Source organism: Herpetosiphon sp. (genome assembly GCF_003512625.1).
GTDB lineage: Bacteria > Chloroflexota > Chloroflexia > Chloroflexales > Herpetosiphonaceae > Herpetosiphon > Herpetosiphon aurantiacus.
The window spans coordinates 67,198-93,294 of sequence record NZ_DOPT01000017.1 but is presented as its reverse complement, the minus strand read 5'-3'; the positions used below and the strand labels follow the sequence as shown (position 1 = coordinate 93,294).

Here is a 26,097-nt window from a genome sequence, read left to right as displayed (position 1 = left end):
TGATGCCTATGGGGGGCAGGGGGATGAACCCCCTGCGTTTCCCTCTAGGGGAGGGACGGAAGGGTGGCGAATCGATAATCTACTCAGATCAGTAAGAATACATAAATCATAATTGCCTAACTAGGCAGGCTTGCCAGCTAATAATTTTAGCCCGATAATACCCGCAACGATCATCACCAAGCAGGCCAGCCGCAACGGTTGAGCCGATTCGCCAAATAGCCAAATACCCAAAATTGCCGTGCCAGCCGTGCCAATCCCTGTCCAGATTGCATAGGCTGTACCTAGGGGCAAATCACGCAAGGCCATCCCCAATAGCGCCATACTCGCCGCCAGCATCACACCCGTGGCAAGGCTTGGGCCAAGCTTGGTTAACCCTTCGCTATATTTTAACCCAACCGCCCAACCAACTTCTAAAACACCTGCCACAATTAAATAGAACCAAGCCATTGTACAACTCCCAAAATTGAAATTAATCAGCGCTTGCAGCGTCGCATAGCCTGAATTAATCATCAGTTCAGCGATATGCAATGATCCTAACAAATTTGGGAACAAAATGCTGACGAAAAACGTCATTGTGCCAAACCCCGAAGAGTGTGTTTCGTCAGTCCACATTGGAGGAATACGTTATGACAATGGACGAGCTTGATCAGGCCATTTTAGAAGTTCTGCAAACCGATGCCCGCCTGCCCAATCGGGCGATTGCCAGTAAAGTTGGCAGCAGCGAGCCAACCGTGCGCCGCCGGATCGAACGATTGGTTGACGAAGGGTTAATCAAAATTGTCGCAGTCGCCTCGCCCTATGCCCTGGGCTATCAGGTGGTCGCCATCATCGGCATGCAAATCGATCGAGCCTACCAGCGCCAAATTGAACAAGCCTTATGTAATTTGCCCCATGTGCATTTTGTTGGCCTCACCTTGGGCAGCTACGATGTTGTGTTGGAAGCATGGCTACGCTCCACCGATGAATTATTAGAGCTGTTGGCCGACCATATCGCGCCCTTGCCAGGAGTCCAGCGGGTCGAGCCATGGCAAGTATTGAAGCTCAGCAAATACAATTACGATTGGGGCAATCAACCTTCGATCAGCAATTCTCACCATTGACGCAGGCTTAACTGGCGCGTACAATGGCCTAATACTGAATCACTAGCAATCGGGAGAAAGGAATATGCCAGGTCAACGCTGGCGGCTCTTGCCGTCTCTGGTATTGGGATTGGCGCTCTTGGGGCTTGCGCCAAGTGTACCAACTGCCTCGGTTAGTGCTGCCGTGCAGGCACAACAAACGACTGCATGGGAGCCATATCGCTATTTTGCGGCAACTGGCCATAACATCTCGTTCGATGTCAAACGCTTCTATGAACGCCAAGGCGATCTTGAGGTGTTTGGGTTGCCATTAACTGAAGTGATTTGGGAGAATGGGTTTCAGGTGCAATATTTCGAGCGTGCTCGCTTGGAGATTCACCCTGAAAATAAGGGCACAGATTTCTATATTTTAGCGACACGTTTGGGGGCAGTTGCCGCCGAAGGTCGCCAAAACGAAGATCCATTTGTCTGGCGCACCGGCCCGAGCTACGAAGGCGCAACCTTCTATCCTGAGTCGGGCCACTCATTAGGCAATGGCTTCCGCGATTATTGGACGAAGTATGGCGGTTTGTATACTTTTGGCTATCCGATCAGCGAAGAATTTTCGGAAGTTAACGCTGAAGATGGCCAAACCTATACTGTCCAATATTTCGAACGCGCTCGCATGGAATGGCATCCCGAGCATGCTGGCACCAAGTGGGAAATTCAATTAGGTTTGTTAGGCAAGCAATATATCAATCGCATGGGCATTGATCAAAATTTGCTCAAGCCAGCCCTCGAAGTGCAAAAGCTGGGGAGTGCCACCACCTACTATCGCGGCTCCAACGCCGAACGCATCAACAACATCAAACGCGCCGCTGATCGCTTCAAAGGAGTCACGGTAAAAGCTGGTCAGGTCTATTCGTTCAACCAAAATGTTGGCGATGTTTCCGAAGAGGCTGGCTTTACCGATGGCTATGCAATCGTCGATGGTAAGCTTGAAAAAGTTGTTGGCGGTGGTTTATGTCAAGTTTCAACCACGATGTATCGGGCGGTTTTCAATAGTGGCATGCCAATTATCGAACGCTATGGCCATAGCTACATCGTCTACTATTATGAAAATATTTTAGGCTTTGATGCCACCGTGTTTGTGCCCGATGTTGATTTCCGTTGGAAAAACGACTTAGGCACCGATATTTTCATGTGGACAGATACCGACACCAGCGCTGGGCGGGTGACCTTCTCGCTGTGGGGCTATGGCGATGGCCGTCGCGCTACCATGGAAGGCCCAACCTATTCCAACGAGCAAAAACCTGGCAAACCGGTTTGGCAATACGACAAAACTATGCGACGTGGCGCAGTTGAACAACTCGTCCATGGCCGCGCAGGCATGGATGTGACGATGTATCGCGTCATCAATAAGGCCAATGGTACATCGAATCGCGAACGCTTCTTCACTCGCTACTATCCATGGGAAGATTTCTATCTGTATGGGCCTGGAGTTAAGCCACCAGCAGGCGTAACGATCGCCCCACCGCGCTATCCATAGACCACACCCGATCAAACAGTAAATTCAACAACGAGCGTCCTTTGGGCGCTCGTTAGCATATCAAAAGGTAAATTATGTCAAATCAACTTCCGCCAACCACCCCGATTCAGCCGAGCAACCAACCACCAGCAAATCAACCGCCAGGCCAATGGTATGGGCAACAACCCTATCAAGCAACGCCTCAAGCCTATGGCAACCCAACCTATAGCGTTCCACCTCAAAGTGTAAATGCTACCAATAGCTGGCTGCGCTGGCTTGGTTTTAATGTTTTAGCCATGATTTTGAGTAGTGTGGTTTTTGCTGTGCTCTTTTTTATCTTGGCAATCTGGTTGTTTATTGATGGAAGCCAAGCTGGCGGCATCGTCGATTCGATCAATACCCAAGCAGGCGAAGTGGGCTTTACAATTGGATTATTTGCTACGATAACTGGCATTAGCGGCTTAGTCGCAGGCTGGATTCAACGGATCGGGCTGCACAACCGGGTTTCTTATGGGCCATGGATATTCAAAACTGGCTTAATGACCGCCCTAACAACCGCTGTTAGCTTGGCAATCTTCTTTTTTCTGATCAATCCTAATACCTCTGCTGATAATTACCAATTGATCAATACCTTGTTTCTCACCGCAAGTACGGCAGCCATCGCCTTGGCAACTGGGTTGGGCCAGCTTTCCGAAGTAAAAAAAGTTAGCCAACAGCCCTTTACCTGGATCATTATTTCGGTCTTAACTTGGACGAGCCTAAGTGGCTTGGCATGGGGTAGTTTTATTTTCTCATTGTAAGCAGCAAGTCACAGCTTGGCGTTAGTGCTACAATCTTTAGCATCTATTTGCCAACTCAGCACTGAGCGTTCTTATAATGCCCAGTGGTCTTATCAGGAGCTAGGTTTATGCCAGAACCAATTCAACCAACCACACCATTGACCCCACCAGCAAATCCCGAGCAACCAGTCGCAACCAACGTACTTCAGCCGCAAGTAACTCAAGTGCTGGATTCCTCGACTCAAGCGTTGCCGCCTAATCCAAGCTATGGGCAATCGCCCCAAGCCTATGGCTATCAACAGCCAACACAATACGGGCAACAACAAGGCTATGGTCAGCCTCAACCGCCCTATGGCCAACAACCAGCCTATTATCAACAACCGCCCCAAGCCTATGGCTATCAGCAACAGCCAGTGGCCTATGGCAATCCAGCCTATATGGGGCCACCGCCAATCATTAGCGATATTAATGCGCCTGATCGTGGGCTGCGCTGGGTTGGCATGAACGTACTAGGCTTTTTTGTGGCTTCAATGAGCTTCTTGAGTTTATTTTTTGGTCTAGCCATGGTTGTCGCCGCATCCTATGTCGATTCAAATTCAAACTTTGAAAATATTGAGAATATTGCCAATGCCGATATTCTCGTATTATTCGGCTATGGGGTCTGTGCAGCACTTACCGCAGCAATCGTGGCCTTAATTCAGCGCGGAGCCTTACATAATAAAGTTTCGCTCTGGCCATGGATTGGCAAAACGGCCTTGGCTGTAGGCATTTTATTACCATTAAGCACCTTTCTCAGCGGCACAGTAATTAATATGCTAGAGCCTGCCGAATCAAATGCTTGGATGTTTATCGTTTTAGCCACGCTTATTTTTGGCATAACCTCGTTTGGCACGGCCTTCGTGCAATATCTTGAGGTTAAGGAAGTCGCCAATCGTCCGATGCAATGGGTGATTACGACTGGCCTAACCTGGACAATTCTCGGTGGGTTAGTTTTAGGTGGCTTGTTTGGCTTCTTTGCGATGGCGATTGAGGGTCAGATCTAAGCCTGTTATCGTTGGCTCGCTCTAACTAACTCATTTTGATACAATGTTGATCTCACACGATTTGATCTTGATAGCATCTTGATTGGTAGTTAAGGTTTACTGGTACTTAAACCAATCAAACGGCGTACGTATAAAAATTCACGCCATTTGTTAGTCTTGAGGCCAGATCATGAGACCATTATCCAAACTTTATTGGACCTTATATCTTCGTAGTGGGTTAGGCATTGCAGCACTCTTAAGTATTAGTCAGTTTTTATTCTCGCCCCAAGGTCGTAAATTAGCCTTAAATATCGTCATCTTAACAATATTTTGGCTGATTCATCGCTGGGTTAAAACGCATCAAGCCGAGCTTGATAATGCGGTAAAACCCACTAGAGCGCAAAGCTTTGAGCAAAAATCCGATGCTGCGACAGCAACCCAGTTGCATTTCCGCGAAGTAATGTATTCCCAACAGCAACATTTAAACTAACTTCTTCAAACTAGGGTTAATTGACAAGTTCATTGGTATACCACTAACAGGCCATTAACCCTAGTTATCCAATAACACCTTCTTGGTAGCCCTAAATACAATTAGCATCAATCATAGACTGTTTGGCATACCCTCCCTTATGGGTTAGTGTTACAATTTCTATGATGATAGTGAGTAATGAGCGTTCTTCGGGCGCTCATTGCTATATTCAGGAGCAAGGTTTATGGCCGATCCAACCAAGCCACCCTATCACGATCAGCAGTCACCAACCGCCTACGCCATTCCAGGCTATGTAGTTCCAACAGCATTTGATCCTTCAATTAATCAGCCTAATCGTTGGATTAACTGGATGATGATCAATATTCTCAGTTTTATCGTGGCAATCGTTACGTTTGCTGTTTTAGTATTTATCGCTATTACAACCATAGGCAAGCTGAGCGATCTCTTAATGTCCTTATTACTTAATCTCAACACCCTTCGCATTCAAATTCTTGGATTATTAATCTTGGGATTGATCGCGGCGATAACGGGCGCAGTATCGGCACTGACCCAACGATCAGCGCTCAACTATCAAGTTCCACGTTGGCCATGGGTGATCAAAACTGCGTTAGCAGTTGGAATGCTCTTTCCAGTTAGCACAGTCTTAAGTAACCTCGTCGGAGATACTTTTTTTCTCCGCGATACATCATGGCAACGATATATCACTACAATGCTTGTAAACTTCGGGCCAACCGCTTTTGGCACAGCCTTAATCCAAGCATTCGAAGTCAAAAAAGTTGCCAATAACCCAATCGAATGGGTGTGGGTAAGAGGCTTCACTTGGACAATCCTAGGAAGCTTGGTTGTGGGAAGTATTATTAGTTTTGTTATGGGGGTAATTGGCAGTATTAGTGTGTAAAAGTAAAGGTTGCCTCAACTGCAAACCAAGCTGAGGCAACCTTAAACGATTGAGAAGAGGAAAAATCTATGCCCGATTCACCCGATCCACTGATTAACCAACCAGCAACCTCCAATTCCGCGCAAGGCTATCGCATTCAAGCAACGATCATGGCCAACCATAACCAGCCAAGCCGTTGGGTCGATTGGGTGATTATGAATGGTGTAGCTTTTGTTATTAGTTGCATCGTTTTTCCAATTCTATTGGTTGGATGTTTATTGATCTTTGCAGGATTCACAGAGTCAGCCTCAGCAACCCAAGCTCAAATTTCAGATGGTTTTGGCCTGCTATTCGTCGTTGGAATTCCAGCATTTGTAACGATGTATCTTGCAAGTTTTCTACAATGGACTACGGTCAGCGAAGGAATTAATCGTTCGACATGGGTCACCAATAGCGCAACGGTTGGGGCAATTACATTGACTGTATGGATCTATCACCTAAGCCCAATCACTGCTCAATCGATTAAAAACTACAATCAAGTTATCATTCTGACCTTTGGAATCACCTCAAGTAGTATTAGCTGGGCACAATGGCTTGAACTACGCAAAACAATCGATCAGGCATGGCAGTGGGCATTGATTAGCATCATCACGTGGACAGGCCTTGGAACATTAATTTTTGGTTTTGGCCTTAGCTATTTGGTACGACGCTAGCCCAAGGAGTAGCCGATGAGTGAAGAACCAAACCAAGCAGATCAACCTCAGCCGCCGTCTGCCAATTATGGCTATCAGCCGTATGATCAGCAGCAAACTTACCCAAGTTACAACTCCCAACCAAGCTATAGCGTGCCAGCAACGACTGATAACAATACCAATGCTCCCAATCGTTGGCGGCGCTGGGTTGGCTACAACGCTTTAGCATTTGGCCTAAGTTGTGTCATTATGCCCTTGGGCTGTTGCGTCATGTCGGTCGTCGCCAATGTGCTGCGCAGCGGTTTGCAGGAATTGGTCGATAATCCCAACTTTAATCTTGCTGGGGCAATTGGGGTTTTCGTGCTACTCAGTTTTCCGCTCTTTCTGACCATCGGCGTTGCCAGCATGATTCAACGAGCAGCCTTGTACCACCAAATGCCCACCAAATTATGGGTTTTCGGCAGTGCCCTCAGTGGCATCGCTGCAATGTTTGTGGCAATAATGTTGATGGGAATGATCGCAGCGCTATTTAATCTCGACTTCACGCCAAATGCCTATATTTTGAGCATCGTTGGCATCTTTGCTGGTACATCAACTGGCATTGGCTTTTTTCAATGGTGGCAAATTCGGCGGGTTGTAATTAATGCTTGGCACTGGCCGCTGATCTCCGGCGCAACGTGGACTGGCCTTGGCACGCTGATTCTTGGCGTAGGGATGAGCTATCTCTACAACCGCTTAGGCATTTAGCGAATGCCCAACATCGCCAAGCCCATCGGCAAATCGCGGGCGGTGCGAATGTTGGTAAGATGAATGCCCGCCCGAATCAGGCCTTCAATCAAGCTTGGGCGTAGGCCAATCAGCATGCTTTTGGCCCCGATCAATTCAATCGCTTTAACAATCGTACTAATCGCTTGGATCGCATCGGGATCGAAGGTTAATAAGCCACTGCCATCGAGCAGCACATGTTCACAGCCACGCTCGCGCAAGGTTTCAAGAATCGTATGGGTCAGGTTTTCCCAGCGCAGCCGATCAAGCACCCCAATCAAGGGCACAATCAATACATCATCGGAAAGTGGGATGCGCGGAATATCGAGTTCGCTGACTTCTAGCTCTAGCTCAGCCAAAACTTGGGCATTATCGAGCGCCAAAGCCACCGAACTGGCGACCGTGCTCAACAAGGCTTCTTCAAACTCGCCATACAAGGCAGGCTGATAGCTCTGAATATTCAACACGCCCACAAAATCAGTGCCAATCAGCAAGGGCACGCTCATCCAGGCGCGTGAACGTTTCTCTTCTTGACCAAAGCTGCGAGTGTTTTCCACGGTAAAGCGTTTGGGCAAATCTTCATGCAAATCATCAAAGCGCACCAATTGCTGGTTGGCAATAATCCAAGTTACGACCTTTGAGCGCCGATAATCCCAAGCATAGGGCACAACGTTTTCAATGCCCTCATCAATCGAGTAGATCGTTTGCATGGTGTCGGTTTTGGGCTGATATTGCTCGATAAAGCCAGCATCAAAACGCAACACGTGATGCAATTGCTCAAAAATTGTTCGACAAACATCAGCCAAATCACGCGGCAGCAAAATCGCCCGAATCAATTCATGAATCGCCAGAATCGTTTGCTCAACTGGCTGATGATGGCGGCTACTTTCATAGGCTGTCATACTCACCTCGCTCAAATTTGGCGCTTGAGATAGCGCAAACTTTGCTGCACATCACGCACAATCAGCACATTATGCTGGCTCAAAATTGGGCTAAGCACCGCGCTATTTTCGGCCTGCACGCCGCTAACAATGCAAGTTGCACCCAATAAGCGTAATGCGCCGATTAATTTATTGAATAAGCCAGTTGCTTGTGGGTCAAATGAGCGCATGCCAGTTAAATCGAGCACCACATAGCGAATCCGTTGGCGCTCAACATGGCCCAAAAGAATCGTTTGCAAAATTGCGAGGCGCTGTTGATCAACCCGCCCAATCACTGGCACAATCCATAAATGTTGATCAACCGGAATTGTGGGAGCGCTCAAGGCCAAGCGCAGCACTTCCAATTCTTCAACTCGTTGAATCTGGTTGATCGTCGTGGCCAGCATTAAACTGAGAGTTTGCAACAATTGCAGTTCGCGGTCGCCATACGCCGCCGTTTCATGATGCTGAATCGTCACCAAGCCCAACAATTGGCTGCCCAACATAATTGGCAAGCCCAGCCAACTACAACTGGCGTGGTGCAAATCGGCTCCGAGCGCATGCTCAAGGTTAATCTCGCTATGGCTATCAGTGTAGATATTTTCAAACAACAGTGGTTTGCGCTGACGCAAAATCCAAGCGCTGGGCGTATGCGGTTTAATTGTGACTGGCTCATCGGCAAAATTACCACGCCGATGGGCAATCACATACACATGGCGCAAATTCTGCTGCGCATCAAAAAAGCTGATGGTACCGTGATCGATCGGCACAACCTGCTCAAGTAATTGATAAAACGACTCGTAGACCACAAACCGATCGCGGGTACTATGGATAATACGGCCAAACTCTTGAATACACTCCAACTCGGCTCGTGCCCGCACCAACGCCTCAGTCGTCGGCATAGCTCAATCCTTCAGCCTCACGGTTCAGCCAATCTGATGCCCAGCCGCCGTCAGAACTGCCACAGCTTCGTTAAATTCAGGCTCACGAAGCAAAAGATAATCGGTATCATAGGTTGATAGCACAAAAATACTGATCTGGGCTTGAGCTAGCGGCGCTGCTAAACTGGCCAAAATCCCAACTTGGCTAAAATCTAATGTGCCTACGACCCGCAGCCCACGCCAATTGCGCTCAGCTTGGACGTTTGCGGGCACACATTTAGTTTCACACACGATCGATAATTCATCAGTGGTACGGCTGATACTCACAAATGGGCTTTGCAAGGCCCATTCCGGCCATGGCTGATCAACATTCAAACGAGCAACCGCCAACATTTCGGGATAGATGGTTAATTTCAATTGATGCATGTTACTCACGAACCCGCTGGGCTGCAAATAGCGCTCCCAACACCACAAAAAAAGCATTTGGCAGGGTAAAGCCCAAATAACGTCGCGAAGGTACTTCGCCTAGGTACAGCAACCATTGGCTTGGCTCAAGATCGTTGCTGATGCCCAGTGTCCAGAGCGCCGCGACTAGCGCTGCAATCACCACGCCTGTCCCGGCAATCCACATTAATTGGGCATTGCGACGCTCGTTGGAGATTCGGCCAACGACTTCGCCGCTCAATAGGCTAATTGCAAACACAAACCAAAAACTCCAATCACCCCAATCGCCGAGCAAACGAAACTGGCCCCAAGCAATCCCGCCAATAATTGCCACACCCAACATTCCCGCAATCGCTTTGAGATATTGCTGGCTGGTGACTTGACTGAGCAGGGTTGGGACATAATAGCCAGTGCGTCCGGCCACTGCACCAGTGCAATCGGGGCAGCGCCAGCCAACCGGCGTGCGCATGGCACAACGCCCACAAATTGGATTCAAACATTTTGAGCAGCGCAAAAGCGTCGCTTCTTTGGGGTGATTAACACAAAAAAACTCTTCTTCTACGGTTGTTTGCATAGATTTAGCCTCGTTTGATGCGTTGAGCTTCGCGCCAAGCCGCCCAACCAAAAAGCACCACCGCTGTGAAAATTCTGCGCCACCGCTCTGGATGGCGAATTAAGCGCCATAACCATTCTAGCCCAAATTTGCGCATCCATTGCGGCGCTCGTGGGCGCAATCCAGCCAGATCATCAAACGTGCCGCCAACCCCAATTCCCAGTTTAATCCCCAACCCAGCGCCATAGCGCCGAATCCAGAGGTCTTGAGCGGGAGCACCATAGGCTACCAAGACAATATCGGGCTGGCTGCGCCGAATTTCGTTGGCAATCACTGGCTGATCAGGTTCGCGCGGCGAGCCAGCCCAAGTGCCAACAATCTGGCAATTGGGATAGCGCTGTTGTAGCACTGCCGCTGCTTTGGCTGCCACCCCATCAGCCGCCCCCAGCAAAAAGATTTTCCAGCCGCGCTGGGCACTTTCAGCTGCCAAACGTTCAGTTAAATCAATGCCTGTGACTTTGGAGCGCAGCTGTTTGCCTTGCCAACGAGCCGCATGCAACAAGCCTGTGCCATCGGGAACCGCAAGACTTGTGGCGGCCAAGGTTGCGCGAAATGCCACATTATCTTGAGCCGCCATCACAAATTCAGGGTTAACCGTGGCAATTTGATGTGCTCCACCAGCGGCGAGCATGGCCGCAATCAGCTCAATCGTTTCATCCATGGTCACATCATCGACGCGCACCCGCAGAATTTCGAGCGAAGCCAGATTGGCTGGACGTTGAAAAGTCATAGTTATTGTTTTTCCTCACGTTGGCGGCCATGGCGTTCGCGCAAGGTAAACCAAACATCCTCGGGCGAAACGCCCTGATTGAGCAACAATACAAACAAGTGATAAATTAAATCGCTGGCTTCGTTGCGCAATTCGTCGGCGTTGCCATTTTTGGCGGCAATAATTACTTCAGCTGATTCTTCGCCAATTTTCTTGCCAATTTTATCGACCCCTTTTTCCAGCAAGTAGGTGGTGTAGGAGCCAATCGGGCGGGTTTGTTCGCGTTCGCGCAAAAATTCAAACAATTGGCTAACAAAGGCCAATGGCACAGCGCTACCTTCGCGTTTGGTGCCATCAAGCGTCGTATGAAAACACGAGCGTGAACCAGTATGGCAGGTTGGGCCAGTTGGCTCAGCCAAAATCAACAACGCATCATTGTCGCAATCGGTGCGAGCAGCGATAAATTTCAGCACATTGCCGCTGGTTTCGCCTTTTGTCCATAACTGTTGGCGCGAACGGCTCCAAAAGGTCACTAAGCCGCTGGTTTGGGTTTTGGCCAGCGCTTCGGCGTTCATATATCCAACCATCAATACCTCACCACTGCGGGCATGTTGCACTACAGCGGGAATCAGGCCTTGGCTATCGTAGGTTAATTCGACCATAACATCACATTCTTTCGACTAAAAAGCGACCAGCGTGGCCGACCATCGACCAACGCTGGCCAGTAGATAGATTTAGTGTTTGAAGTGGCGAGTAGCAGTGAAGATCATCGCGATGCCTGCGGCGTTAGCAGCAGCAATCACTTCATCATCACCTTGCGAGCCACCAGGCTGAACAATTGCGCTCACGCCAGCTTCAATCGCGGCCTGAATTCCATCGGCTTTGGGGAAGAAGGCATCGGAAGCTAGCACGCTACCCTTGGCCCGTTCGCCCGCCTTGCGAATCGCCGTCAATACCGAATCAACCCGTGAAGGCTGACCAGCGCCCATCCCCACCAATTCCTCGCCTTGCACCAAGACAATCGCATTCGATTTCACGCTGGCACAAGCTTTCCAAGCAAATTGCAAGGCTGCCAGTTGCTCATCGCTGGGCACAGTTTCAGTAACAACCTGCCAAGCATCCCAGCGATCATTACCAACGCGATCAACATGTTGGGCCAAAATGCCGCCGCCAATACTGCGATATTCCCAATCGTTGCTGCTTGAGCGGCTGGTATCGACGCTCAACAAGCGTAAATTGGGCTTTTCGGCCAAAATTGTCAAGGCTTCAGGGCTAAAGGATGGGGCAATAATCACTTCGTAAAAATATTTTTTCAGCACATTGGCTAAAGCCCGATCGACGGGGCGATTGACCCCGACGATGCCACCAAACGCCGAAAGCGGATCACCCGCCCGCGCCGCTTTGTGGGCCGCCACCAAATCCTCAGCCGAAGCCAGGCCACAAGGATTAGTGTGCTTGATAATCGCCACGGTTGGCTGATCAAAATTTTGAATTACTTGCAAGGTAGCATCAGCATCAAGCAAGTTGTTGTAGGAAAGCTCTTTGCCTTGATGTTGCACTGCTTTTGCCAAGGTGTTGGCGGCAGCATTGGGAGCGCGATAAAACGCCGCTGCTTGATGCGGATTCTCGCCATAACGCAGCGATTGGGCTAATTCCCAGGCCAAGGGCAATTGCTGCGGGAACGTTTCGTCGGTTAAGTAGGCGGCAATCGCGCTATCGTAGGCTGCGGTATGGGCAAAGGCTTTGGCAGCAAGTTGGCGGCGCAATTCAGGCGTAATTTGCTCAGTCCGCAAGGCTTCCAAAACCCGTGGATAATCAGCAGGATCGATCACAATCAAGACATGGGCATGATTTTTGGCCGAAGCTCGCACCATCGTTGGGCCACCAATATCAATCTGTTCAACTGCTTCTTCTAAAGTAACATCAGGTTTGGCGATGGTTTGAGCAAACGGATACAAATTGACAACTACCAAATCGATCTGGCCGATGTGGTGCTCAGCCAATTGGGCCAGATGGGCTGGCTTATCACGGCGGGCCAAAATGCCAGCATGCACACCAGGATGCAAGGTTTTGACCCGACCTTCCAAAATTTCAGGAAAGCCCGTCAAATCGCTGACACTGCGGACTGGCACACCAGCCCCAACCAACGCGGCTTTGGTACCGCCAGTTGAAAATAATTCAATGCCCAAATCGCTCAAGCCCTGAGCAAAATCCGCCAACCCCGATTTGTCTGAAACACTGACAATAGCTCGCATGAACCAAAGCTCCATTCGCGGTGTACATAGGGCTAAACAGCCCTTTGCCCAGGCGAGCGGCATCTGCGCAAATCGGCTCCCCCGTGGTTGCCCACGTTTGTGTATCGCCAGTCACCGATTCATGCGCCATTATAGCTGCGCCCCGCTTGGAGTGCAAAGACCGAAGAACATAGAGCATAGAACAATAGATGTAATGGTTCATTGCATGAACAACAGCCAAGTATGCCCTGACACCCTAGCCCCTCGCCCGCAGGCACGGCGAGGGGGAATTGCTCTTATCAATACGTACAACTTCTTCTCAATGACAATTATGCTAGAAACGCTATACTCAATGGTGATTTGAGCCTAACCAAACCACATAAATATGCTTATTGCCGATTGATGATTGCTTTAGTATCATACAAACGAACATTTGAGCGATTATTCAAAGGATTCTCAATGGCTGAATCACGCAAGGGCGCAACCAAACTAGCCAATATTCCGCCCGACATTTTACAGCAACTCAATACTGGTCAACTTGCTACTGCTAATTTAATGGAAGGCTTGGCGATCGATTTTCAGCAATTAGTGCAACATTGTTTTGCTGAATTGCCTGCCACTGCTTTGGCAAGATATGATCCAACGACGGGAGTCGTCAAGCGCATGCAAACAATGGGCCAAATTCTCAATCAACAGCTAGGCTTTGGGGCGTTCAATCGCGTAGCAACCCATCAAGCCGATACGGTGCGCGGTTGGGCCGCCTTTATGCTGGCCGATCAGGCTGATTTGAGCATTGTCGAGCGATTAAAGTTGGTACAACCCTTGGCTGATGATGCTCATTTTGGCGTGCGCGAATGGGCTTGGCTGGCATTGCGACCACAGCTTGCTGCCGATTTAGCCACGAGCCTGAGTGAATTGCAAACTTGGGTTGGTCATAGTTCGGAGAATATTCGGCGCTTTGCAATTGAGTCGTTGCGCCCGCGCGGCGTTTGGTGCAGCCATATCAATCAATTAAAACAAAACCCTAGCTTGGCGCTCGAGCTTTTAACCCCAGTGCGCTCCGATGCCAGCCGCTATGTCCAGCTTTCAGTTGCCAATTGGCTCAACGATGCCAGCAAAGCCCAGCCAAGTTGGGTTGAGCAATTAACCACGCAATGGCTGGCTGAATCGCCAAGCGCTGAAACCCGCTGGATCGTGAACCATGCCACTCGGAGTTTGCGCAAAGCCAAGGGCTAAAATTGCCAAACAGCAAACGAATCGGTAGATAGACCGATCTCACATTGGGCTATTTCGGTTAAGCTATGCGGTAGCTCGGATGTTTGTATGACATGGGATCAATGGTGGCGAGATTGACTGCCAAGCGCCATCGTGTGCTAAATGTGGGAGTACCTAATGGCCAAACGTGAATTTTCGGTTGCACATGAATATAACTACCCGCGAAGTAGCTCAATTCGCTGGATTATAGCGCATGTTTGGCGCTATTGGTTTTTAGCTTGTGTAGTATTGCTGTGTTTTCTCGGGTCATGGGTGACCTACTCGCAGGCACGGGTCGTGATCGGCGCTGTGGCGGCCATGCTAGAAGTGCCCTTCGATGCCGCTGAATTGTTACGACTTTCGCTGATTATTTTGGCCTTGTTGGTTGGCGATGGTTTTTGCTTGTGGTTTGGCAGTTTGGCGGGCGAAACAATTGCCGCCCGTTTCGAGGCCGATGCCCGCGAAGAGCTGTATATCAGTTTGCTCGGCAAAAGCCAAGCCTACCACGACCGCCAACGGGTCGGCGATTTGATGGCGCGAGCCACCGATGATACCAGCCAACTTGCCAGCATGATTGTGCCTGGTAGCACCATGATTTTCGAAAGTATTTTGGGGATTGTGGTTCCGCTAACCTATATTGGCTTTATAAAACTTGAGTTATTGTTAGTACCATTGGGCTTTGTAGCCTGTTACATTATCGCGGTACGACGCTATGTGCGGCGCTTGAATCCAGTGGTGGCTGAGCAGCGCGAACAATTTGGCAAGCTCAATGCTGGCCTCGAAGAAACCATCTCAGGAATTGAAGTGGTCAAGGCTAGTGCCCGCGAAGGCTTTGAACGCCTCAAATATCGCCGCCATGCGCGGGGCTTTCGCGATTTGTTTGTGCAGCAAGGTCGAATCGAAGCCTGTTATATTCCACTTTTGCTGTTTGGCATCACCTTTGGCCTGACCTTTTTACACACGATGATCTTATTCGATCAAAATCGGATCAGCATTGCCGATATTATTGCCGTGATGAGCTTAATCGGCTTGTTGCGCTTCCCAACCTTTATCTCGCTGTTCGCCTTTACCTTGGTGCAAACAGGGATCGCTAGCGCGGGCCGGATTTTGGGTGTAATTAAAGAGGAAACTGAGCTAGACGAAAATACCCAAGGCCATCAAGCAGCGATTAAAGGCGAATTGCGCTTTGAGAATGTGCAATTTGGCTATGAAGCTCAGCCGATTTTGCATGATGTTTCGTTCAGTGTCAAGCCTGGCCAAACCGTGGCAATTGTTGGGCAAACTGGCTCAGGCAAAAGTGCCCTAACCCAGTTGGTCAACCGCACTTACGATGTGCAATCTGGTCGGGTATTAATTGATGGAATTGACGTGCGTGAGTGGAATTTGGATACATTACGCTCACAAATCTCGAAAATTGAGCAAGATGTCTTTTTATTCTCGCGCACAATTGGCGAGAATATTGCTTTTGGTGCGCCCAGTGCCAGCCGTGAACAAATTATCGAAGCAGCTAAAGCAGCTCAAGCCCACGATTTTATCAGCTCATTCGTCAATGGCTACGATACCGAGATTGGCGAACGTGGCGTGACGCTCTCTGGTGGGCAACGCCAGCGCATCGCCTTGGCACGGGCCTTTTTGAGCAACCCACGCATCCTCATTTTGGATGATTCGACGAGTGCGATTGATAGCGCGACCGAAGATCAAATTCAACGGGCAATTCGTGAGGCTCAGCGTGGCCGCACCACCTTGCTGATTACTCACCGGCTTTCGCAAATTCGCTGGGCCGATGTGATTTTGGTGCTTGATGGTGGGCGAATCGTGGCGGCAGGTAGCCATGAACAATTGCTGCGCAGCTCAAGCCACTACCGCCGAATCTTTGCCCGTTATGAAAGCTCGCTGCCACCGATTGAAGCTGCCGTTCTGGACTAAAATACAATGCGCCACTAGCGATTGCTGGTGGCGCATCCTGATTAATTAAGCTGCAACCATGGATGCTCAGCTTGATTGGTAAAGACGGTCACAATATCACGGATCAGTTGGTGCGATTGACGATTTTTTGAGATAAAGCCATCCAGGCCTGCACGATAGAAAACCTCTTGAGCTTGGTCGTCACGACTCCAGCCAATAATTTTGGCATCATCGGCCAAGGCACGATGTTTAAAATGCTCAGAACGAATTTGCGGCATTAATTCATCGATGCTTACCCCATCGGCCAAACGTTGATCAACCAAAATCAAACGGGCATACTGCTGTGGTTGATATTCAAGCCATTGCAAAAGCTGAAAACTCGTACTACAAATCGCGATTGTCGTCGATAAATTGAACTGCGTCAGTAATTGTTCAGCGCCGCGAAACTGAGTCTTTGCCATAATTTGCAAAACACGGGTACTCTCCACCAGACACACATTGGCCAGCATGCCAGACTCCTTGCTCCATGCCAAGAAATATTCTATACCTAGAATATTGATATAGCTCATTGGCTCAAATTAGGCCTTTGAGTGTAGTAATCGGCGATAAAACGCTTGTTTGATTAATTATGTGATTGATGTTTGAATTGTAGAAGTTGCTGGTTGGTAGCGACGATGCTCTCGTTGCATTTGATTATAGCATAGCCTGATTGGTATGAATGTGACTTTTGCTGCCTAATTTGGCGTAAAAATGCCGCAACAACCATGATTACTGAGTTGAGTAGCAAATTTTGGTTGTACAATCGTTATTTGCGCATGCTTCAATCTAATTTTGATATTTATTAATCTATTTAATGACTATTAAATGAATATATCTGCATATTACACTTATAGAATATTGATTAATAAGTTTGGCCTAACTGTGCTACATAGCTGCCCGTAGGTTTTTTGTTCCCTCACCCCCAGCCCCTCTCCCACTGCGGCAGGCGAGGGGAGTTCAAATCGGCATGGTGGGATGATTTCCCCATCGCTCGCTGGGCGGGTGAGGGCATGCTAATCGATGGTACATTCAACCCAACCATTAGCTCGGAGCCCAAGTCAAAAAGCCAATTTGCTTAAATTCTGTTAATTAAACCTCTTGACAAATGTTTAAAAATCGGTTAAAGTCTTTGTAATTCCAATGAAATTAGTTAGTGATTTCTAAGTTGGCTAGCAGTTTGGAACGTTCGCGTCGGATGATCTCTAGTAACCACGAAGGAGTGACGATTATGAATTTGATCCATCGTCGGTTTCGGTTTCTAGCCTTTATCTTAATTCCCGTTCTTGTTATGTTGATGGCATTGAGCCAACAAAAGGTTCAGGCAGCCGCACCTGCATGGGATGGTAACTATCATGCCTATGCGATTGGGGCACGAGTAAGCTATGCTGGTGGCGAATATGAATGTATTCAACCGCATACTTCATTGCCAAATTGGAATCCAGTTGATGTTCCAGCCTTGTGGCGAGCGGTTTCACCAAGCAATCCAACCGCGACTTCAATTCCAGCCACCGCAACTCCACGCCCTGCAACATCAACGCCTCTGCCACCAACGGCAACGCCACGACCTGGCACGGCCACGCCAACGCCAAATAATCCAACCGCAACCCCACGCCCAGCAACTGCAACCCCAGTCTTGCCAACTGCAACCACCACACCTGGCGGTGGCAAACGCATCATCGGCTACTTCGCTGAATGGGGCGTCTACGGTCGCAACTATCACGTTCGCAATATCAAAACCAGTGGCTCAGCTGCTAAGTTGACCCACATCAACTATGCCTTTGGCAATGTTGTCAATAGCCGCTGCCAATTGGGCGACACCTACGCCGATTATGATCGGGCTTATAGCGCTGCTGAAAGCGTCGATGGCGTAGCTGATACTTGGGATACTGGCGTATTGCGCGGTAGCTTTGGCCAATTGCGCAAACTCAAAGCCGAATTCCCCCACTTGAAAGTGTTGATTTCATTGGGTGGTTGGACGTGGTCGGCAGGTTTCTCGGATGCTGCCTTGCCAGCTAACCGCGCAGCCTTCGTCAAATCATGTGTTGACCTGTTCATCAAAGACCCACGCTGGGCTGGCGTATTCGATGGCATCGATATCGACTGGGAATACCCCGCAGCTTGTGGTAACACCTGTAACTATCGCCCTGAAGATACCCAAAACTTCACCGCCTTGTTGAGCGAATTCCGCAGCCAATTGAACGCAGTTCGCCCAGGCTTGTTGTTGACGATTGCTGCCCCAGCCGACCCAGCCAAGATCGCCAAGATTCAGGTTGGTCAAATTCACCAATATCTCGATTTCATCAACATCATGACCTACGACTTGCACGGCGCTTGGGAAGCTAACACCAACTTCCAATCAAACTTATATTCAATCGCTGGCGATCCCGGCCCAGTCTACTCGGTTGATATTGCTGTCAACGCTTGGTTGAATGGTGGAACTCCAGCCGATAAAGTTGTGGTTGGTGTACCATTCTATGGTCGCGGCTGGAAAGATGTACCAAGCACCAACAATGGCTTGTTCCAACCTGGCTCAGCTGCTCCAGCAACTTACGAAGCTGGCATCGAAGATTACAAAGTGTTGAAAACCAAAGGCTTGACCCGCTACTCAAATAGCGCTGCTGGCGCTGCTTGGCTCTACGGCAACGGCCAATTCTGGACCTATGATGACCCAGCCATTATGAAAGTCAAGACTGACTATGTAAAAGCCAAAGGTCTTGGCGGCACGATGTTCTGGGAATTGAGCGGCGACACCACGAATGGCGAATTGATCAACGCCCTTTACCAAGGTCGCTAGATTCAAACTCATATCGGTGAGGCTAAATGGCGCGAGCAGTGGTGCTCGCGTCATTTGGTTTTTAGCACAATACATTGAATCAAGAGAACTTACATATTCATATTAAAGCCCTGATTTTGAATATACCATCATATTATGGGTCTCCCAAATCGACCTTTAGGGGGTGCAGGGGGATGAAAACACCCTGCGTTTCCCTCCAGCGGAGGGACGGAAGGGAGGAGATCTATAAAATCAATAAACTCTCCATAAATTATCCACATTGATCAATGCCTTGAGCGAGAGTGCTATACTGAGCATATTCTATTTGGTGGAGGTTGTAGCATGAGTGGCGTGCGAATTCGACGTTTGGCTAGCGCTGCCCGCCCGCAAGGGATGGATTATGTGGTGTTGATGCCTGGGGCTAACTTACAATATTTTACGGGCTTGACCTTGCATTTAAGTGAGCGTTTGGCCTTGGCGTTGATCGCTGCTGATGGTCAGAGCATCAATATTGTGCTGCCAGCCTTGGAGCAACCGCGTGCTTTAGCCGAATATAGCGGCGAAGTGGCGGTACGTTGGTTTCCATGGAGCGATGATGAAGGCCCAATGAATGCTTTGCGCAATGCAGCGGCAGGCCTGATTGGTCGCACAGTTGGCGTGGAATATACGACGATGCGGGTGCTAGAATTACGCGCTTTAGAAGAAGTTGCGGGCGTACATAGCATCGATGCCAGCGCCGCGATCGCCAGTTTGCGCATGCAAAAGGGCGCTGATGAAATTGCCCTGATGCGCGAAGCTGTGCGCATTGTTGAGGCTGGGCTTAAAACCGCAATTGAGGCGCTTCATCCAGGCCGAACCGAGCGCGAAATTGCCCGCATTTGGGAAGAAGCGATGCAACTTGAGGGTGGCGAAGGCCCATCATTTGCGACGATTGTGGCGAGTGGCCCAAATAGTGCTAATCCACACCATACGACGGGCGAGCGCCAAATCCAAACTGGCGATTTGGTAATTTTGGATGGTGGGGCGTTGTATCGCGGCTATTGCTCGGATATTACCCGCACTGTTTGCGTTGGCGAGCCAAACGAGCAACAACGGATGCTCTATGAAACCGTTTTGGCGGCCAATCGCGCTGCCTGTGCCGGAGCCAAACCAGGCATGAGCGGCGCACAGGTTGATCGGCTCGCACGGCAAGTGGTTGAGGATGCCGAATTAGGCCGTTACTTCATCCATCGCACAGGCCATGGCTTGGGTATGGAAATTCACGAGCCGCCCTATATCGCTAGCACCAACACCGTTGCCCTGCCAATTGGCACGGTTTTTACGGTTGAGCCAGGCACCTATGTTGCTGGAATTGGTGGCGTGCGGATTGAAGATGATGTGCTGTTGACCCCCACTGGCGCTGAATGTTTGACCAACTTTCCACGGGAGTTGATTGTCAAATGATCGTGCTGGCCCAAACTATCGCCCAAGATCCACCGTTGTGGGCGATGATTCTCGCGCTTGGCGTGGGCAATATTGTTGGAATTATTGGCATTTGGTGGTGGCGGCGACGCTCTGCCACCAGAAAGTAGGCTTATGCAACAACGTCGTGCTTCATTTTGGACATTAAGTTTGTTGGTGATTGGGTCGTTGGCGCTGCATGGCTGGACGATCGGCACGCTGTTTCAGGTGCGTTCGACCGCCAACCAACAACTCAGTCAATTGCAAATAGCGCTTGATGAAGCACGACGTGAACCCTTGGTCTATCAAGTACCGATTAACCAAACCGTGCCGATCAAGCTCGATGTGCCAATCAATCAATCGCTGAATATTCCAATCAATACCTCGGTGCAAATCAAGGATACCTTGCAATTGCCCGTCGATACTGGTTTTGGCTCATTGACAATTCCAGTGCCAATCGATGTTACGATTCCGGTTTCGACCAATGTGCCAATCAATTTCAACCAAACTGTGGCAATTTCCACCAGCGTGGCAGTCGATTTGAATGTGCCAATTACGCTTGATTTGAACCAACCACCCTTCAATGGATACCTTGATCGCTTGCAAAAAGCGCTAGCCGATGTAGCCGAGCAACTGAATTAACCATATATAACAACCAAAATAGCCCCAGATAGCAACAAGCATAGCATAATCAAAACACTCTTTGTAAAGCCGCAGAAACCAAAAGGCCTAGCTCTAAAAATCGATATTGAACACTATAGTCTGTAGATCTATAGTCTATATAGCAACCATGTTTCCGATTTCACTTTGTTGGACGACGATCATGAAGTTGCAGCATGCGTTTGCAGTGGTTTTGAAGGATCTTCGGGTTAGCCTTGGTATCTCGCAAGAAGAACTTGGCTTTAAAGCAAACTATCATCGAACGTACATTAGTCAGCTTGAACGGGGCTTAAAAATTCCGACTTTAACAACGGTTTTTGAATTAGCCCATGTACTCAAGATTACACCTGCAGAATTTATTGAACGTGTCCAACAAGCATTTGAAAAAGCTCTATCAGAGGAATGGACACGATGAAAATAATTCATGAAGAACGACTCATAGATGCAGGCAATTTCTCCTTAACAACCGATTGGAACACCATTTATGCTGATATTATCGAAGCCATTGCCACCATCCGTTGGCCGACTAATGGTGCTGTTTTCTCATTGAATCCTATTGATAAAGGAAATGGAGTCAAACCAATTAAAACCGCCTGTATGGATCATTTGGCAAAAAAGGGTTGGCTACTGGAACATTCAATTGATATTGCCACAGCTAAGAAACCTGGTCCAATGGATGCATCATATAAAACTCCCAATTCATAACTTTTCTGTTTGGAATGGGAAACAGGAAATATCTCCTCAACCCATCGGACATTAAATAAGCTAGCACTTGGGATGCTAAAAGAAACAATTATCGGTGGGGTACTAATCCTTCCTACTCGTAGCATGTATAAATACTTAACTGATCGAATTGGGAACTATACAGAAATTGAACCCTATTTTGATCTTTGGCGATCACTTCAGATTAGAAATGGTATATTAATGGTTATCGCGATTGAGCACGATAGTTTAGATCATACTGTTCCACTCATTCCAAAAGGAACAGATGGTCGGGCTTTGCGGTAGAATAAAAAAGAATGTTCTGATTTGACTAGGATAGGATTTGTATATGCCCGATCATCCATCAAAACTATTCGATATTCAGCAGAGTTTGGAATATCATCATAGATATAGTACAGATTTAGGAAGTCTCTATCAAGGAGATTGCCTTAATTTTCTTCAAGCCATACCCTCGGAATCGATCGATATGGTGTTTGCTGATCCGCCATTTAATCTTGGTAAAAACTATGGTAAGGGAATTAATGATCAACTTTTAGACGCTGAATATCTTGAATGGTCTTATAGCTGGATTAGCGAACTTATTCGAATTATCAAACCAGGAGGAGCAATTCTTCTGTTTAATCTACCTAAATGGTTAATTAGCTATGGTTCATATCTTAATCAAGCAGGAATGATGTTCAGGCACTGGATCGCATGCAGAATGCCAAAGGCCTTTCCGCGTGGCAAGAAGCTTTCGCCTGCTCACTATGGTTTGCTTTACTACACAAAAGGCGAACCCTCAACCTTCAATAAAGTCTATATTCCTATTCCAGTATGTAGACATTGTGGTAAGGAAATTCGCGATTATGGGGGGCATCGTAAGAAATTGAATCCTCAAGGCTTAAATCTGATGGATATATTTGACATGCCAGAAGAGGTTTGGTGTGATGAAAGCCTTGAAGCACATTCAACCAACCAGTTATGGACTCCTGCCGAAGATTTATGGGATGATATTCCAACAGTCCGACATAGTAAGCATAAAACACGAGGAGCCAATGAATTAGCTCCAATTATGCTAGAGCGTTTAATTGCATTAACCACTAACCCTCATGACCTGATTCTCGATCCGTTTGGTGGATCTGGAACGACTTATTATGCTGCTGAGAAATTACAGCGTCGTTGGATAGGTATCGAGATTGGCGAAATAGATCCTGCGATTCAGCGACTCCAAAATTTGCACCAAGGCCAAGTTGCTCTATGGGAATCGGCCCGAGGGATCGTTTAATAATGCATTATCTGGCGTGTGTGGTCTATTGCGCAACCTTGGCGCTGGGCGCAAGTGTCCAATATTTGCACCTGCGCTTGGGGCAGTGGCGTTGGCTGCATCATGCGCTGTTTTTCGCAACATGGCTTAGCACAGCCACAGCCCTAACTTGGCGTTGGTGGAATGGCGTTGAGCAGTGGTGGTTGGTCAGCTTAATCATCCCAATTTTGGCGCTGTTTCCCTTGCAGCGAGCTAGCACCCGTCGGCATCGTTGGCTGGGTGTTAGCGGCTTGGTAGTTTGGGCGTTCATTTTAGCCTTGAGCGCTTAATGCAAAATCCGCGATAAGAATAACTTGGTGCGTTCATGTTGGGGTGCACCAAACACTTGGTCGGGCGTGCCTTGCTCGACAATCGTGCCGCCATCCATAAAGACCACTTGATGCGCCGCTTTGCGAGCAAAGCCCATTTCGTGCGAAACTACAACCATGGTCATACCTTCGCTGGCCAGCGTCAACATTACGTCAAGCACCTCGTTGATCATCTCAGGATCAAGCGCCGAGGTCGGTTCATCGAACAAAATCACTTTGGGTTGCATTGCCAACGAGCGGGCAATTGCGACGCGCTGTTGTTGGCCACCTGAAAGTTTAGGTGGATATTTATTGGCCTGCTCAGGGATGCCAACTTTTTCGAGCAAACTACGGGCGATTTTTTCGCTTTCACTGCGTGAACTTTTGCGCACTTTTTGCTGAGCCAAACAGATATTTTCGAGCACCGTCAGATGCGGAAATAGCTCGAAACGCTGAAAAACCATGCCAACTTCAGCACGAATTGCATTTAATTCGCGTTCTTTGGGCGTAACATGCTTGCCATCGATCATAATTTCGCCTGCATCGGGCACTTCGAGATGATTGATACAGCGTAACAAGGTTGATTTGCCAGAGCCAGAAGGCCCAACAATCATCAACACTTCACCGCGATCAACCGTCAGACTGACCTCATCCAAGGCGCGAAAATCGCCAAAAAACTTGCTGACCTTGTTAATGCTAATCATTGGTTGATTGGAATTGGCAAGTTTAGTGGACATTGCTGCTCATCTTTCGTTGCAACCATTGCAGCAGCAATGACAGCACTAAAGTCATGGTCAAATAGAAGGCGGTCAGAATAAAATAGGTTTCTTCATATTTAAACGACGAGCTAACCGAAAGCCGTGAAACTTGGGTAATTTCGCGCACACCCAATACCGATACCAACGATGAATCTTTGAGAATCGCGATCAGATCGTTGCCTAAGGCTGGCAGCACATTGCGAAATGCTTGCGGCAAAATCACATAGCGCATCGCTTGCCCATGGGTCATGCCTAATGATCGTGCGGCTTCCATCTGGCCACGACTGATCGATTCGATCCCAGCGCGGAAGATTTCGGCAATATAGGCCGCGTAAATTAACACCAGTGCAATAATCGCACGGGCAGTTAACGAAACAGTCAGTTTCTGGCCGTTTATCGTGATCCAATCGGATAACGCTGGCACAATTGCAAATGAGATGGTAAAAATCAGCACCAAAATTGGCACGCCACGAATAAACTCAATATAGCCAATTGAGAGATTGCGCAAGATTAAGTTGCGTGAAACGCGCCCCAACCCCAGCACCAAACCTAAAATTAATGCACAAATAAATGAAATACCTGTGACCATCAAGGTTGTGCCAAGTCCGGTCAGAATCGTCTCGAAAATGCGGGTATATTCCGGGTCGCTGATAATCCGAAAGCCCATAAAGGCGATGATCAGGCCAATTGCGACCAGCCACCATGGGATTGTGCGCCAATCAAGACGTTTATTGGTTGGGGGTTGCAGCGAGGTTGAAGGCGGAAGGTCGGCAGCCATGGGAACTCCTTGTGATGCCTAAGGAGAGGATGGAATAAACCCAGTGGTGTAGCGCCTCAATGCACCACACCACTGAATTGATGAGCTTATTCGGGCAATTTGAAATCAGGGCCGAAATATTTCTTTTCAAGCTCAGCTAGCTTGCCATTTTCGCGCAGCGCCTTGAGGGCGGCATTCACTGGCTCAACCAAATCGCTGTTCTTTGGAAAAATAAAGCCCAATTGATCGCTCTTGATTGGGTCGCCAACCAGCTTCAATTGGTCGCTGTTGTTGCCAACATAGCCTTGGCCAGCGGTTTCGTCCATAATCACCGCGTCAACGTCGCCGTTGATCAAGGCGGCTACCGCAAATGGGAAGGTTTCAAAACCTTGGATGCGGGCTTCATCGAGCAAACCTTTGGCGGTTTCGTAGTTGCTGGTGCCAGTTTGCGTGCCTAAGCGGAATTCAGTTTTGGCGAATTCGTCCATGCTGGTGAAACGAGTTTCATCGTTGCGCACCAACAGGCGTTGGCTAATTTGAATATAGCCATCGGAGAAAGCCACTTGCTCAGCTCGTTCAGGCGTGATCGTGATCCCATCGGCAGCAGCGTCGAATTGACCATTGCCAACCGCTTGGATCATGCCTTCCCATGAGGTTTCTTTGAAAACTGGTTTACAGTTCAACTCAGCACAAATCGCTGTCCAAGCATCGTAATCCCAGCCTTCGCCTTTGCCCGTTTGCGGGTTGATGTAGTTGAATGGTGGGTACAAGTTTTCGACGGCGATGCTGACTTCACGGCCAGCAAGATCGATCTTGCCAGCGACGGGAGCGGTGGTCGAAGCGGTTGTTGGAGCAGTTGTTGGAGTTGCTGACTCTGCGCCACATGCGCCCAGCACAACCAACAGTAAGCTCAACAGAGCCACAACATTGAGGCGTTTCATCTGCAGTTCCTCCTGATATAGAGTTGGTATTATACCGTCAATCGCACGGTTGTTTTGCAAAATCTTGGCCTAAAATCAAAAATTGCTAGGGCTTATTGCGATCAATGCAATTAACGCAGCGGCGCAGAGTAAATCAACATACTCTGCGCCGCTACGTTAATCGTTATAGTGTTTATTTCCCTCACCCCCAGCCCCTCTCCCACTGCGGCGGGAGAAGGGAGAATCGCTGATGGTTCCCCGGCGGA

General features: G+C 48.6%; 29 protein-coding genes, 1 pseudogene and 1 riboswitch. Of the genes and pseudogenes, 18 read left to right on the top strand and 12 right to left on the bottom strand.

Annotated features, from left to right (window positions below; all coding sequences use genetic code 11):
• Window positions 1-120 precede the first annotated feature (120 nt).
• Entirely contained in the window at window positions 121-447 is a 327-nt protein-coding gene (sugE, locus tag DEF47_RS03710) for a quaternary ammonium compound efflux SMR transporter SugE (RefSeq protein WP_012190270.1), read from the bottom strand.
• Window positions 448-626: 179 nt separating this feature from the next.
• On the opposite strand from sugE, the gene DEF47_RS03705 reads away from it, so the two are divergent.
• The 8 genes from DEF47_RS03705 (at window position 627) to DEF47_RS03670 (ending at window position 7,193) form a co-directional block, all read left to right on the top strand.
• Complete coding sequence (locus tag DEF47_RS03705; RefSeq protein WP_012190271.1) at window positions 627-1,100, top strand: Lrp/AsnC family transcriptional regulator; 474 nt, start codon at window positions 627-629, stop codon at window positions 1,098-1,100.
• A 64-nt stretch (window positions 1,101-1,164) separates the two neighbouring features.
• The gene (locus DEF47_RS03700; RefSeq protein ID WP_012190272.1) at window positions 1,165-2,607 is read left to right on the top strand and encodes a VanW family protein; all 1,443 of its coding nucleotides are present in this window, start codon (window positions 1,165-1,167) and stop codon (window positions 2,605-2,607) included.
• 74 nt (window positions 2,608-2,681) lie between these two features.
• Window positions 2,682-3,386 carry a hypothetical protein gene (locus DEF47_RS03695; RefSeq protein ID WP_012190273.1) on the top strand — a complete coding sequence of 235 codons (705 nt, stop codon included), beginning with the start codon at window positions 2,682-2,684 and terminating at the stop codon, window positions 3,384-3,386.
• Window positions 3,387-3,493: 107 nt separating this feature from the next.
• A complete protein-coding gene (locus DEF47_RS03690; protein ID WP_012190274.1) occupies window positions 3,494-4,408 on the top strand; it encodes a hypothetical protein in 915 nt (304 codons plus the stop codon).
• A gap of 169 nt (window positions 4,409-4,577) precedes the next feature.
• Window positions 4,578-4,877 carry a hypothetical protein gene (locus tag DEF47_RS03685; protein ID WP_012190275.1) on the top strand — a complete coding sequence of 100 codons (300 nt, stop codon included), beginning with the start codon at window positions 4,578-4,580 and terminating at the stop codon, window positions 4,875-4,877.
• Window positions 4,878-5,100: 223 nt separating this feature from the next.
• On the top strand, window positions 5,101-5,775 hold the full coding sequence (locus DEF47_RS03680) for a hypothetical protein (protein WP_012190276.1): 675 nt from the start codon (window positions 5,101-5,103) through the stop codon (window positions 5,773-5,775).
• A 68-nt stretch (window positions 5,776-5,843) separates the two neighbouring features.
• A complete protein-coding gene (locus DEF47_RS03675) occupies window positions 5,844-6,467 on the top strand; it encodes a hypothetical protein (RefSeq protein WP_012190277.1) in 624 nt (207 codons plus the stop codon).
• 15 nt (window positions 6,468-6,482) lie between these two features.
• A complete protein-coding gene (locus tag DEF47_RS03670; protein WP_012190278.1) occupies window positions 6,483-7,193 on the top strand; it encodes a hypothetical protein in 711 nt (236 codons plus the stop codon).
• Here DEF47_RS03670 and DEF47_RS03665 read toward each other — a convergent pair.
• The 7 genes from DEF47_RS03665 to purH form a co-directional block, all read right to left on the bottom strand.
• Window positions 7,190-8,113: a GAF domain-containing protein gene (locus tag DEF47_RS03665; protein WP_012190279.1), complete on the bottom strand. Its 924-nt coding sequence runs from the start codon at window positions 8,111-8,113 to the stop codon at window positions 7,190-7,192. The two genes, DEF47_RS03670 and DEF47_RS03665, sit on opposite strands and share 4 nt — an antisense overlap.
• 11 nt (window positions 8,114-8,124) lie before the next feature.
• Window positions 8,125-9,033 carry a GAF domain-containing protein gene (locus tag DEF47_RS03660; RefSeq protein WP_012190280.1) on the bottom strand — a complete coding sequence of 303 codons (909 nt, stop codon included), beginning with the start codon at window positions 9,031-9,033 and terminating at the stop codon, window positions 8,125-8,127.
• Between the two features lie 24 nt (window positions 9,034-9,057).
• Window positions 9,058-9,438: an ACT domain-containing protein gene (locus tag DEF47_RS03655; protein WP_012190281.1), complete on the bottom strand. Its 381-nt coding sequence runs from the start codon at window positions 9,436-9,438 to the stop codon at window positions 9,058-9,060.
• 1 nt (window position 9,439) lies between these two features.
• Window positions 9,440-10,030 carry a B-box zinc finger protein gene (locus DEF47_RS03650; RefSeq protein WP_012190282.1) on the bottom strand — a complete coding sequence of 197 codons (591 nt, stop codon included), beginning with the start codon at window positions 10,028-10,030 and terminating at the stop codon, window positions 9,440-9,442.
• A gap of 4 nt (window positions 10,031-10,034) precedes the next feature.
• Entirely contained in the window at window positions 10,035-10,799 is a 765-nt protein-coding gene (locus DEF47_RS03645; RefSeq protein ID WP_012190283.1) for a WecB/TagA/CpsF family glycosyltransferase, read from the bottom strand.
• A 2-nt stretch (window positions 10,800-10,801) separates the two neighbouring features.
• The gene (gene hisIE, locus DEF47_RS03640) at window positions 10,802-11,440 is read right to left on the bottom strand and encodes a bifunctional phosphoribosyl-AMP cyclohydrolase/phosphoribosyl-ATP diphosphatase HisIE (protein ID WP_012190284.1); all 639 of its coding nucleotides are present in this window, start codon (window positions 11,438-11,440) and stop codon (window positions 10,802-10,804) included.
• A gap of 72 nt (window positions 11,441-11,512) precedes the next feature.
• Window positions 11,513-13,033 (bottom strand): bifunctional phosphoribosylaminoimidazolecarboxamide formyltransferase/IMP cyclohydrolase, encoded by a 1,521-nt coding sequence (gene purH / locus DEF47_RS03635; protein ID WP_012190285.1) that lies wholly within the window; start codon window positions 13,031-13,033, stop codon window positions 11,513-11,515.
• Window positions 13,034-13,072: 39 nt separating this feature from the next.
• Window positions 13,073-13,158, bottom strand: a riboswitch (ZMP/ZTP riboswitch).
• A 313-nt stretch (window positions 13,159-13,471) separates the two neighbouring features.
• Between purH and DEF47_RS03630 the strand changes: the two genes are divergently transcribed.
• Together DEF47_RS03630 and DEF47_RS03625 are read left to right on the top strand one after the other, a co-directional pair.
• Window positions 13,472-14,248 carry a DNA alkylation repair protein gene (locus DEF47_RS03630; RefSeq protein WP_012190286.1) on the top strand — a complete coding sequence of 259 codons (777 nt, stop codon included), beginning with the start codon at window positions 13,472-13,474 and terminating at the stop codon, window positions 14,246-14,248.
• 156 nt (window positions 14,249-14,404) lie between these two features.
• The gene (locus tag DEF47_RS03625) at window positions 14,405-16,192 is read left to right on the top strand and encodes an ABC transporter ATP-binding protein (RefSeq protein WP_012190287.1); all 1,788 of its coding nucleotides are present in this window, start codon (window positions 14,405-14,407) and stop codon (window positions 16,190-16,192) included.
• Between the two features lie 41 nt (window positions 16,193-16,233).
• Here DEF47_RS03625 and DEF47_RS03620 read toward each other — a convergent pair whose 3' ends face one another.
• On the bottom strand, window positions 16,234-16,680 hold the full coding sequence (locus DEF47_RS03620) for a response regulator (protein WP_012190288.1): 447 nt from the start codon (window positions 16,678-16,680) through the stop codon (window positions 16,234-16,236).
• A gap of 758 nt (window positions 16,681-17,438) precedes the next feature.
• Here DEF47_RS03620 and DEF47_RS03615 point away from each other — a divergent pair.
• The 8 genes and pseudogenes from DEF47_RS03615 (at window position 17,439) to DEF47_RS03580 (ending at window position 23,378) form a co-directional block, all read left to right on the top strand.
• A complete protein-coding gene (locus tag DEF47_RS03615) occupies window positions 17,439-19,004 on the top strand; it encodes a glycosyl hydrolase family 18 protein (RefSeq protein WP_012190289.1) in 1,566 nt (521 codons plus the stop codon).
• 321 nt (window positions 19,005-19,325) lie between these two features.
• Window positions 19,326-20,426 carry a M24 family metallopeptidase gene (locus DEF47_RS03610; RefSeq protein WP_012190290.1) on the top strand — a complete coding sequence of 367 codons (1,101 nt, stop codon included), beginning with the start codon at window positions 19,326-19,328 and terminating at the stop codon, window positions 20,424-20,426.
• Window positions 20,423-20,554, top strand: a complete 132-nt coding sequence (locus DEF47_RS03605) for a hypothetical protein (protein WP_287044971.1) — start codon at window positions 20,423-20,425, stop codon at window positions 20,552-20,554. Before DEF47_RS03610 ends, DEF47_RS03605 begins: the two co-directional genes overlap by 4 nt.
• Window positions 20,555-20,558: 4 nt before the next feature.
• On the top strand, window positions 20,559-21,065 hold the full coding sequence (locus tag DEF47_RS03600; protein WP_012190291.1) for a hypothetical protein: 507 nt from the start codon (window positions 20,559-20,561) through the stop codon (window positions 21,063-21,065).
• A 181-nt stretch (window positions 21,066-21,246) separates the two neighbouring features.
• Entirely contained in the window at window positions 21,247-21,498 is a 252-nt protein-coding gene (locus tag DEF47_RS03595; RefSeq protein WP_287044970.1) for a helix-turn-helix domain-containing protein, read from the top strand.
• Window positions 21,486-22,091, top strand: a pseudogene (locus tag DEF47_RS03590) (BglII/BstYI family type II restriction endonuclease). Before DEF47_RS03595 ends, DEF47_RS03590 begins: the two are co-directional and overlap by 13 nt.
• Window positions 22,092-22,134: 43 nt before the next feature.
• The gene (locus tag DEF47_RS03585) at window positions 22,135-23,070 is read left to right on the top strand and encodes a DNA-methyltransferase (protein ID WP_012190295.1); all 936 of its coding nucleotides are present in this window, start codon (window positions 22,135-22,137) and stop codon (window positions 23,068-23,070) included.
• Between the two features lie 2 nt (window positions 23,071-23,072).
• On the top strand, window positions 23,073-23,378 hold the full coding sequence (locus DEF47_RS03580) for a hypothetical protein (RefSeq protein WP_012190296.1): 306 nt from the start codon (window positions 23,073-23,075) through the stop codon (window positions 23,376-23,378).
• Here DEF47_RS03580 and DEF47_RS03575 read toward each other — a convergent pair.
• The 3 genes from DEF47_RS03575 to DEF47_RS03565 all read right to left on the bottom strand — a co-directional run bounded on the left by DEF47_RS03575 (window position 23,375) and on the right by DEF47_RS03565 (window position 25,852).
• Window positions 23,375-24,133, bottom strand: a complete 759-nt coding sequence (locus DEF47_RS03575) for an amino acid ABC transporter ATP-binding protein (protein WP_012190297.1) — start codon at window positions 24,131-24,133, stop codon at window positions 23,375-23,377. The two genes, DEF47_RS03580 and DEF47_RS03575, sit on opposite strands and share 4 nt — an antisense overlap.
• Entirely contained in the window at window positions 24,123-24,932 is an 810-nt protein-coding gene (locus tag DEF47_RS03570; RefSeq protein ID WP_012190298.1) for an amino acid ABC transporter permease, read from the bottom strand. The genes DEF47_RS03575 and DEF47_RS03570 overlap by 11 nt, the downstream gene beginning before the upstream one ends.
• Window positions 24,933-25,018: 86 nt before the next feature.
• On the bottom strand, window positions 25,019-25,852 hold the full coding sequence (locus DEF47_RS03565) for a substrate-binding periplasmic protein (protein WP_012190299.1): 834 nt from the start codon (window positions 25,850-25,852) through the stop codon (window positions 25,019-25,021).
• Window positions 25,853-26,097: the final 245 nt, after the last annotated feature.

Excerpts from the sequence above, each read along its gene's own strand:
- DEF47_RS03650 (WP_012190282.1), bottom strand. The coding sequence starts at position 10,030 with ATGCAAACAACCGTAGAAGAAGAGTTTTTTTGTGTTAATCACCCCAAA.
- DEF47_RS03605 (WP_287044971.1), top strand. The coding sequence starts at position 20,423 with ATGATCGTGCTGGCCCAAACTATCGCCCAAGATCCACCGTTGTGGGCG.
- DEF47_RS03595 (WP_287044970.1), top strand. The coding sequence starts at position 21,247 with ATGAAGTTGCAGCATGCGTTTGCAGTGGTTTTGAAGGATCTTCGGGTT.
- DEF47_RS03665 (WP_012190279.1), bottom strand. The coding sequence starts at position 8,113 with ATGACAGCCTATGAAAGTAGCCGCCATCATCAGCCAGTTGAGCAAACG.
- DEF47_RS03675 (WP_012190277.1), top strand. The coding sequence starts at position 5,844 with ATGCCCGATTCACCCGATCCACTGATTAACCAACCAGCAACCTCCAAT.
- DEF47_RS03600 (WP_012190291.1), top strand. The coding sequence starts at position 20,559 with ATGCAACAACGTCGTGCTTCATTTTGGACATTAAGTTTGTTGGTGATT.
- DEF47_RS03695 (WP_012190273.1), top strand. The coding sequence starts at position 2,682 with ATGTCAAATCAACTTCCGCCAACCACCCCGATTCAGCCGAGCAACCAA.
- hisIE (WP_012190284.1), bottom strand. The coding sequence starts at position 11,440 with ATGGTCGAATTAACCTACGATAGCCAAGGCCTGATTCCCGCTGTAGTG.
- DEF47_RS03615 (WP_012190289.1), top strand. The coding sequence starts at position 17,439 with ATGAATTTGATCCATCGTCGGTTTCGGTTTCTAGCCTTTATCTTAATT.
- DEF47_RS03630 (WP_012190286.1), top strand. The coding sequence starts at position 13,472 with ATGGCTGAATCACGCAAGGGCGCAACCAAACTAGCCAATATTCCGCCC.
- DEF47_RS03680 (WP_012190276.1), top strand. The coding sequence starts at position 5,101 with ATGGCCGATCCAACCAAGCCACCCTATCACGATCAGCAGTCACCAACC.
- DEF47_RS03700 (WP_012190272.1), top strand. The coding sequence starts at position 1,165 with ATGCCAGGTCAACGCTGGCGGCTCTTGCCGTCTCTGGTATTGGGATTG.
- DEF47_RS03685 (WP_012190275.1), top strand. The coding sequence starts at position 4,578 with ATGAGACCATTATCCAAACTTTATTGGACCTTATATCTTCGTAGTGGG.
- DEF47_RS03580 (WP_012190296.1), top strand. The coding sequence starts at position 23,073 with ATGCATTATCTGGCGTGTGTGGTCTATTGCGCAACCTTGGCGCTGGGC.
- DEF47_RS03690 (WP_012190274.1), top strand. The coding sequence starts at position 3,494 with ATGCCAGAACCAATTCAACCAACCACACCATTGACCCCACCAGCAAAT.
- DEF47_RS03655 (WP_012190281.1), bottom strand. The coding sequence starts at position 9,438 with ATGCATCAATTGAAATTAACCATCTATCCCGAAATGTTGGCGGTTGCT.
- DEF47_RS03705 (WP_012190271.1), top strand. The coding sequence starts at position 627 with ATGACAATGGACGAGCTTGATCAGGCCATTTTAGAAGTTCTGCAAACC.
- DEF47_RS03645 (WP_012190283.1), bottom strand. The coding sequence starts at position 10,799 with ATGACTTTTCAACGTCCAGCCAATCTGGCTTCGCTCGAAATTCTGCGG.
- DEF47_RS03620 (WP_012190288.1), bottom strand. The coding sequence starts at position 16,680 with ATGCTGGCCAATGTGTGTCTGGTGGAGAGTACCCGTGTTTTGCAAATT.
- sugE (WP_012190270.1), bottom strand. The coding sequence starts at position 447 with ATGGCTTGGTTCTATTTAATTGTGGCAGGTGTTTTAGAAGTTGGTTGG.
- DEF47_RS03565 (WP_012190299.1), bottom strand. The coding sequence starts at position 25,852 with ATGAAACGCCTCAATGTTGTGGCTCTGTTGAGCTTACTGTTGGTTGTG.
- DEF47_RS03585 (WP_012190295.1), top strand. The coding sequence starts at position 22,135 with ATGCCCGATCATCCATCAAAACTATTCGATATTCAGCAGAGTTTGGAA.
- DEF47_RS03660 (WP_012190280.1), bottom strand. The coding sequence starts at position 9,033 with ATGCCGACGACTGAGGCGTTGGTGCGGGCACGAGCCGAGTTGGAGTGT.
- DEF47_RS03570 (WP_012190298.1), bottom strand. The coding sequence starts at position 24,932 with ATGGCTGCCGACCTTCCGCCTTCAACCTCGCTGCAACCCCCAACCAAT.
- DEF47_RS03575 (WP_012190297.1), bottom strand. The coding sequence starts at position 24,133 with ATGTCCACTAAACTTGCCAATTCCAATCAACCAATGATTAGCATTAAC.
- purH (WP_012190285.1), bottom strand. The coding sequence starts at position 13,033 with ATGCGAGCTATTGTCAGTGTTTCAGACAAATCGGGGTTGGCGGATTTT.
- DEF47_RS03625 (WP_012190287.1), top strand. The coding sequence starts at position 14,405 with ATGGCCAAACGTGAATTTTCGGTTGCACATGAATATAACTACCCGCGA.
- DEF47_RS03670 (WP_012190278.1), top strand. The coding sequence starts at position 6,483 with ATGAGTGAAGAACCAAACCAAGCAGATCAACCTCAGCCGCCGTCTGCC.
- DEF47_RS03610 (WP_012190290.1), top strand. The coding sequence starts at position 19,326 with ATGAGTGGCGTGCGAATTCGACGTTTGGCTAGCGCTGCCCGCCCGCAA.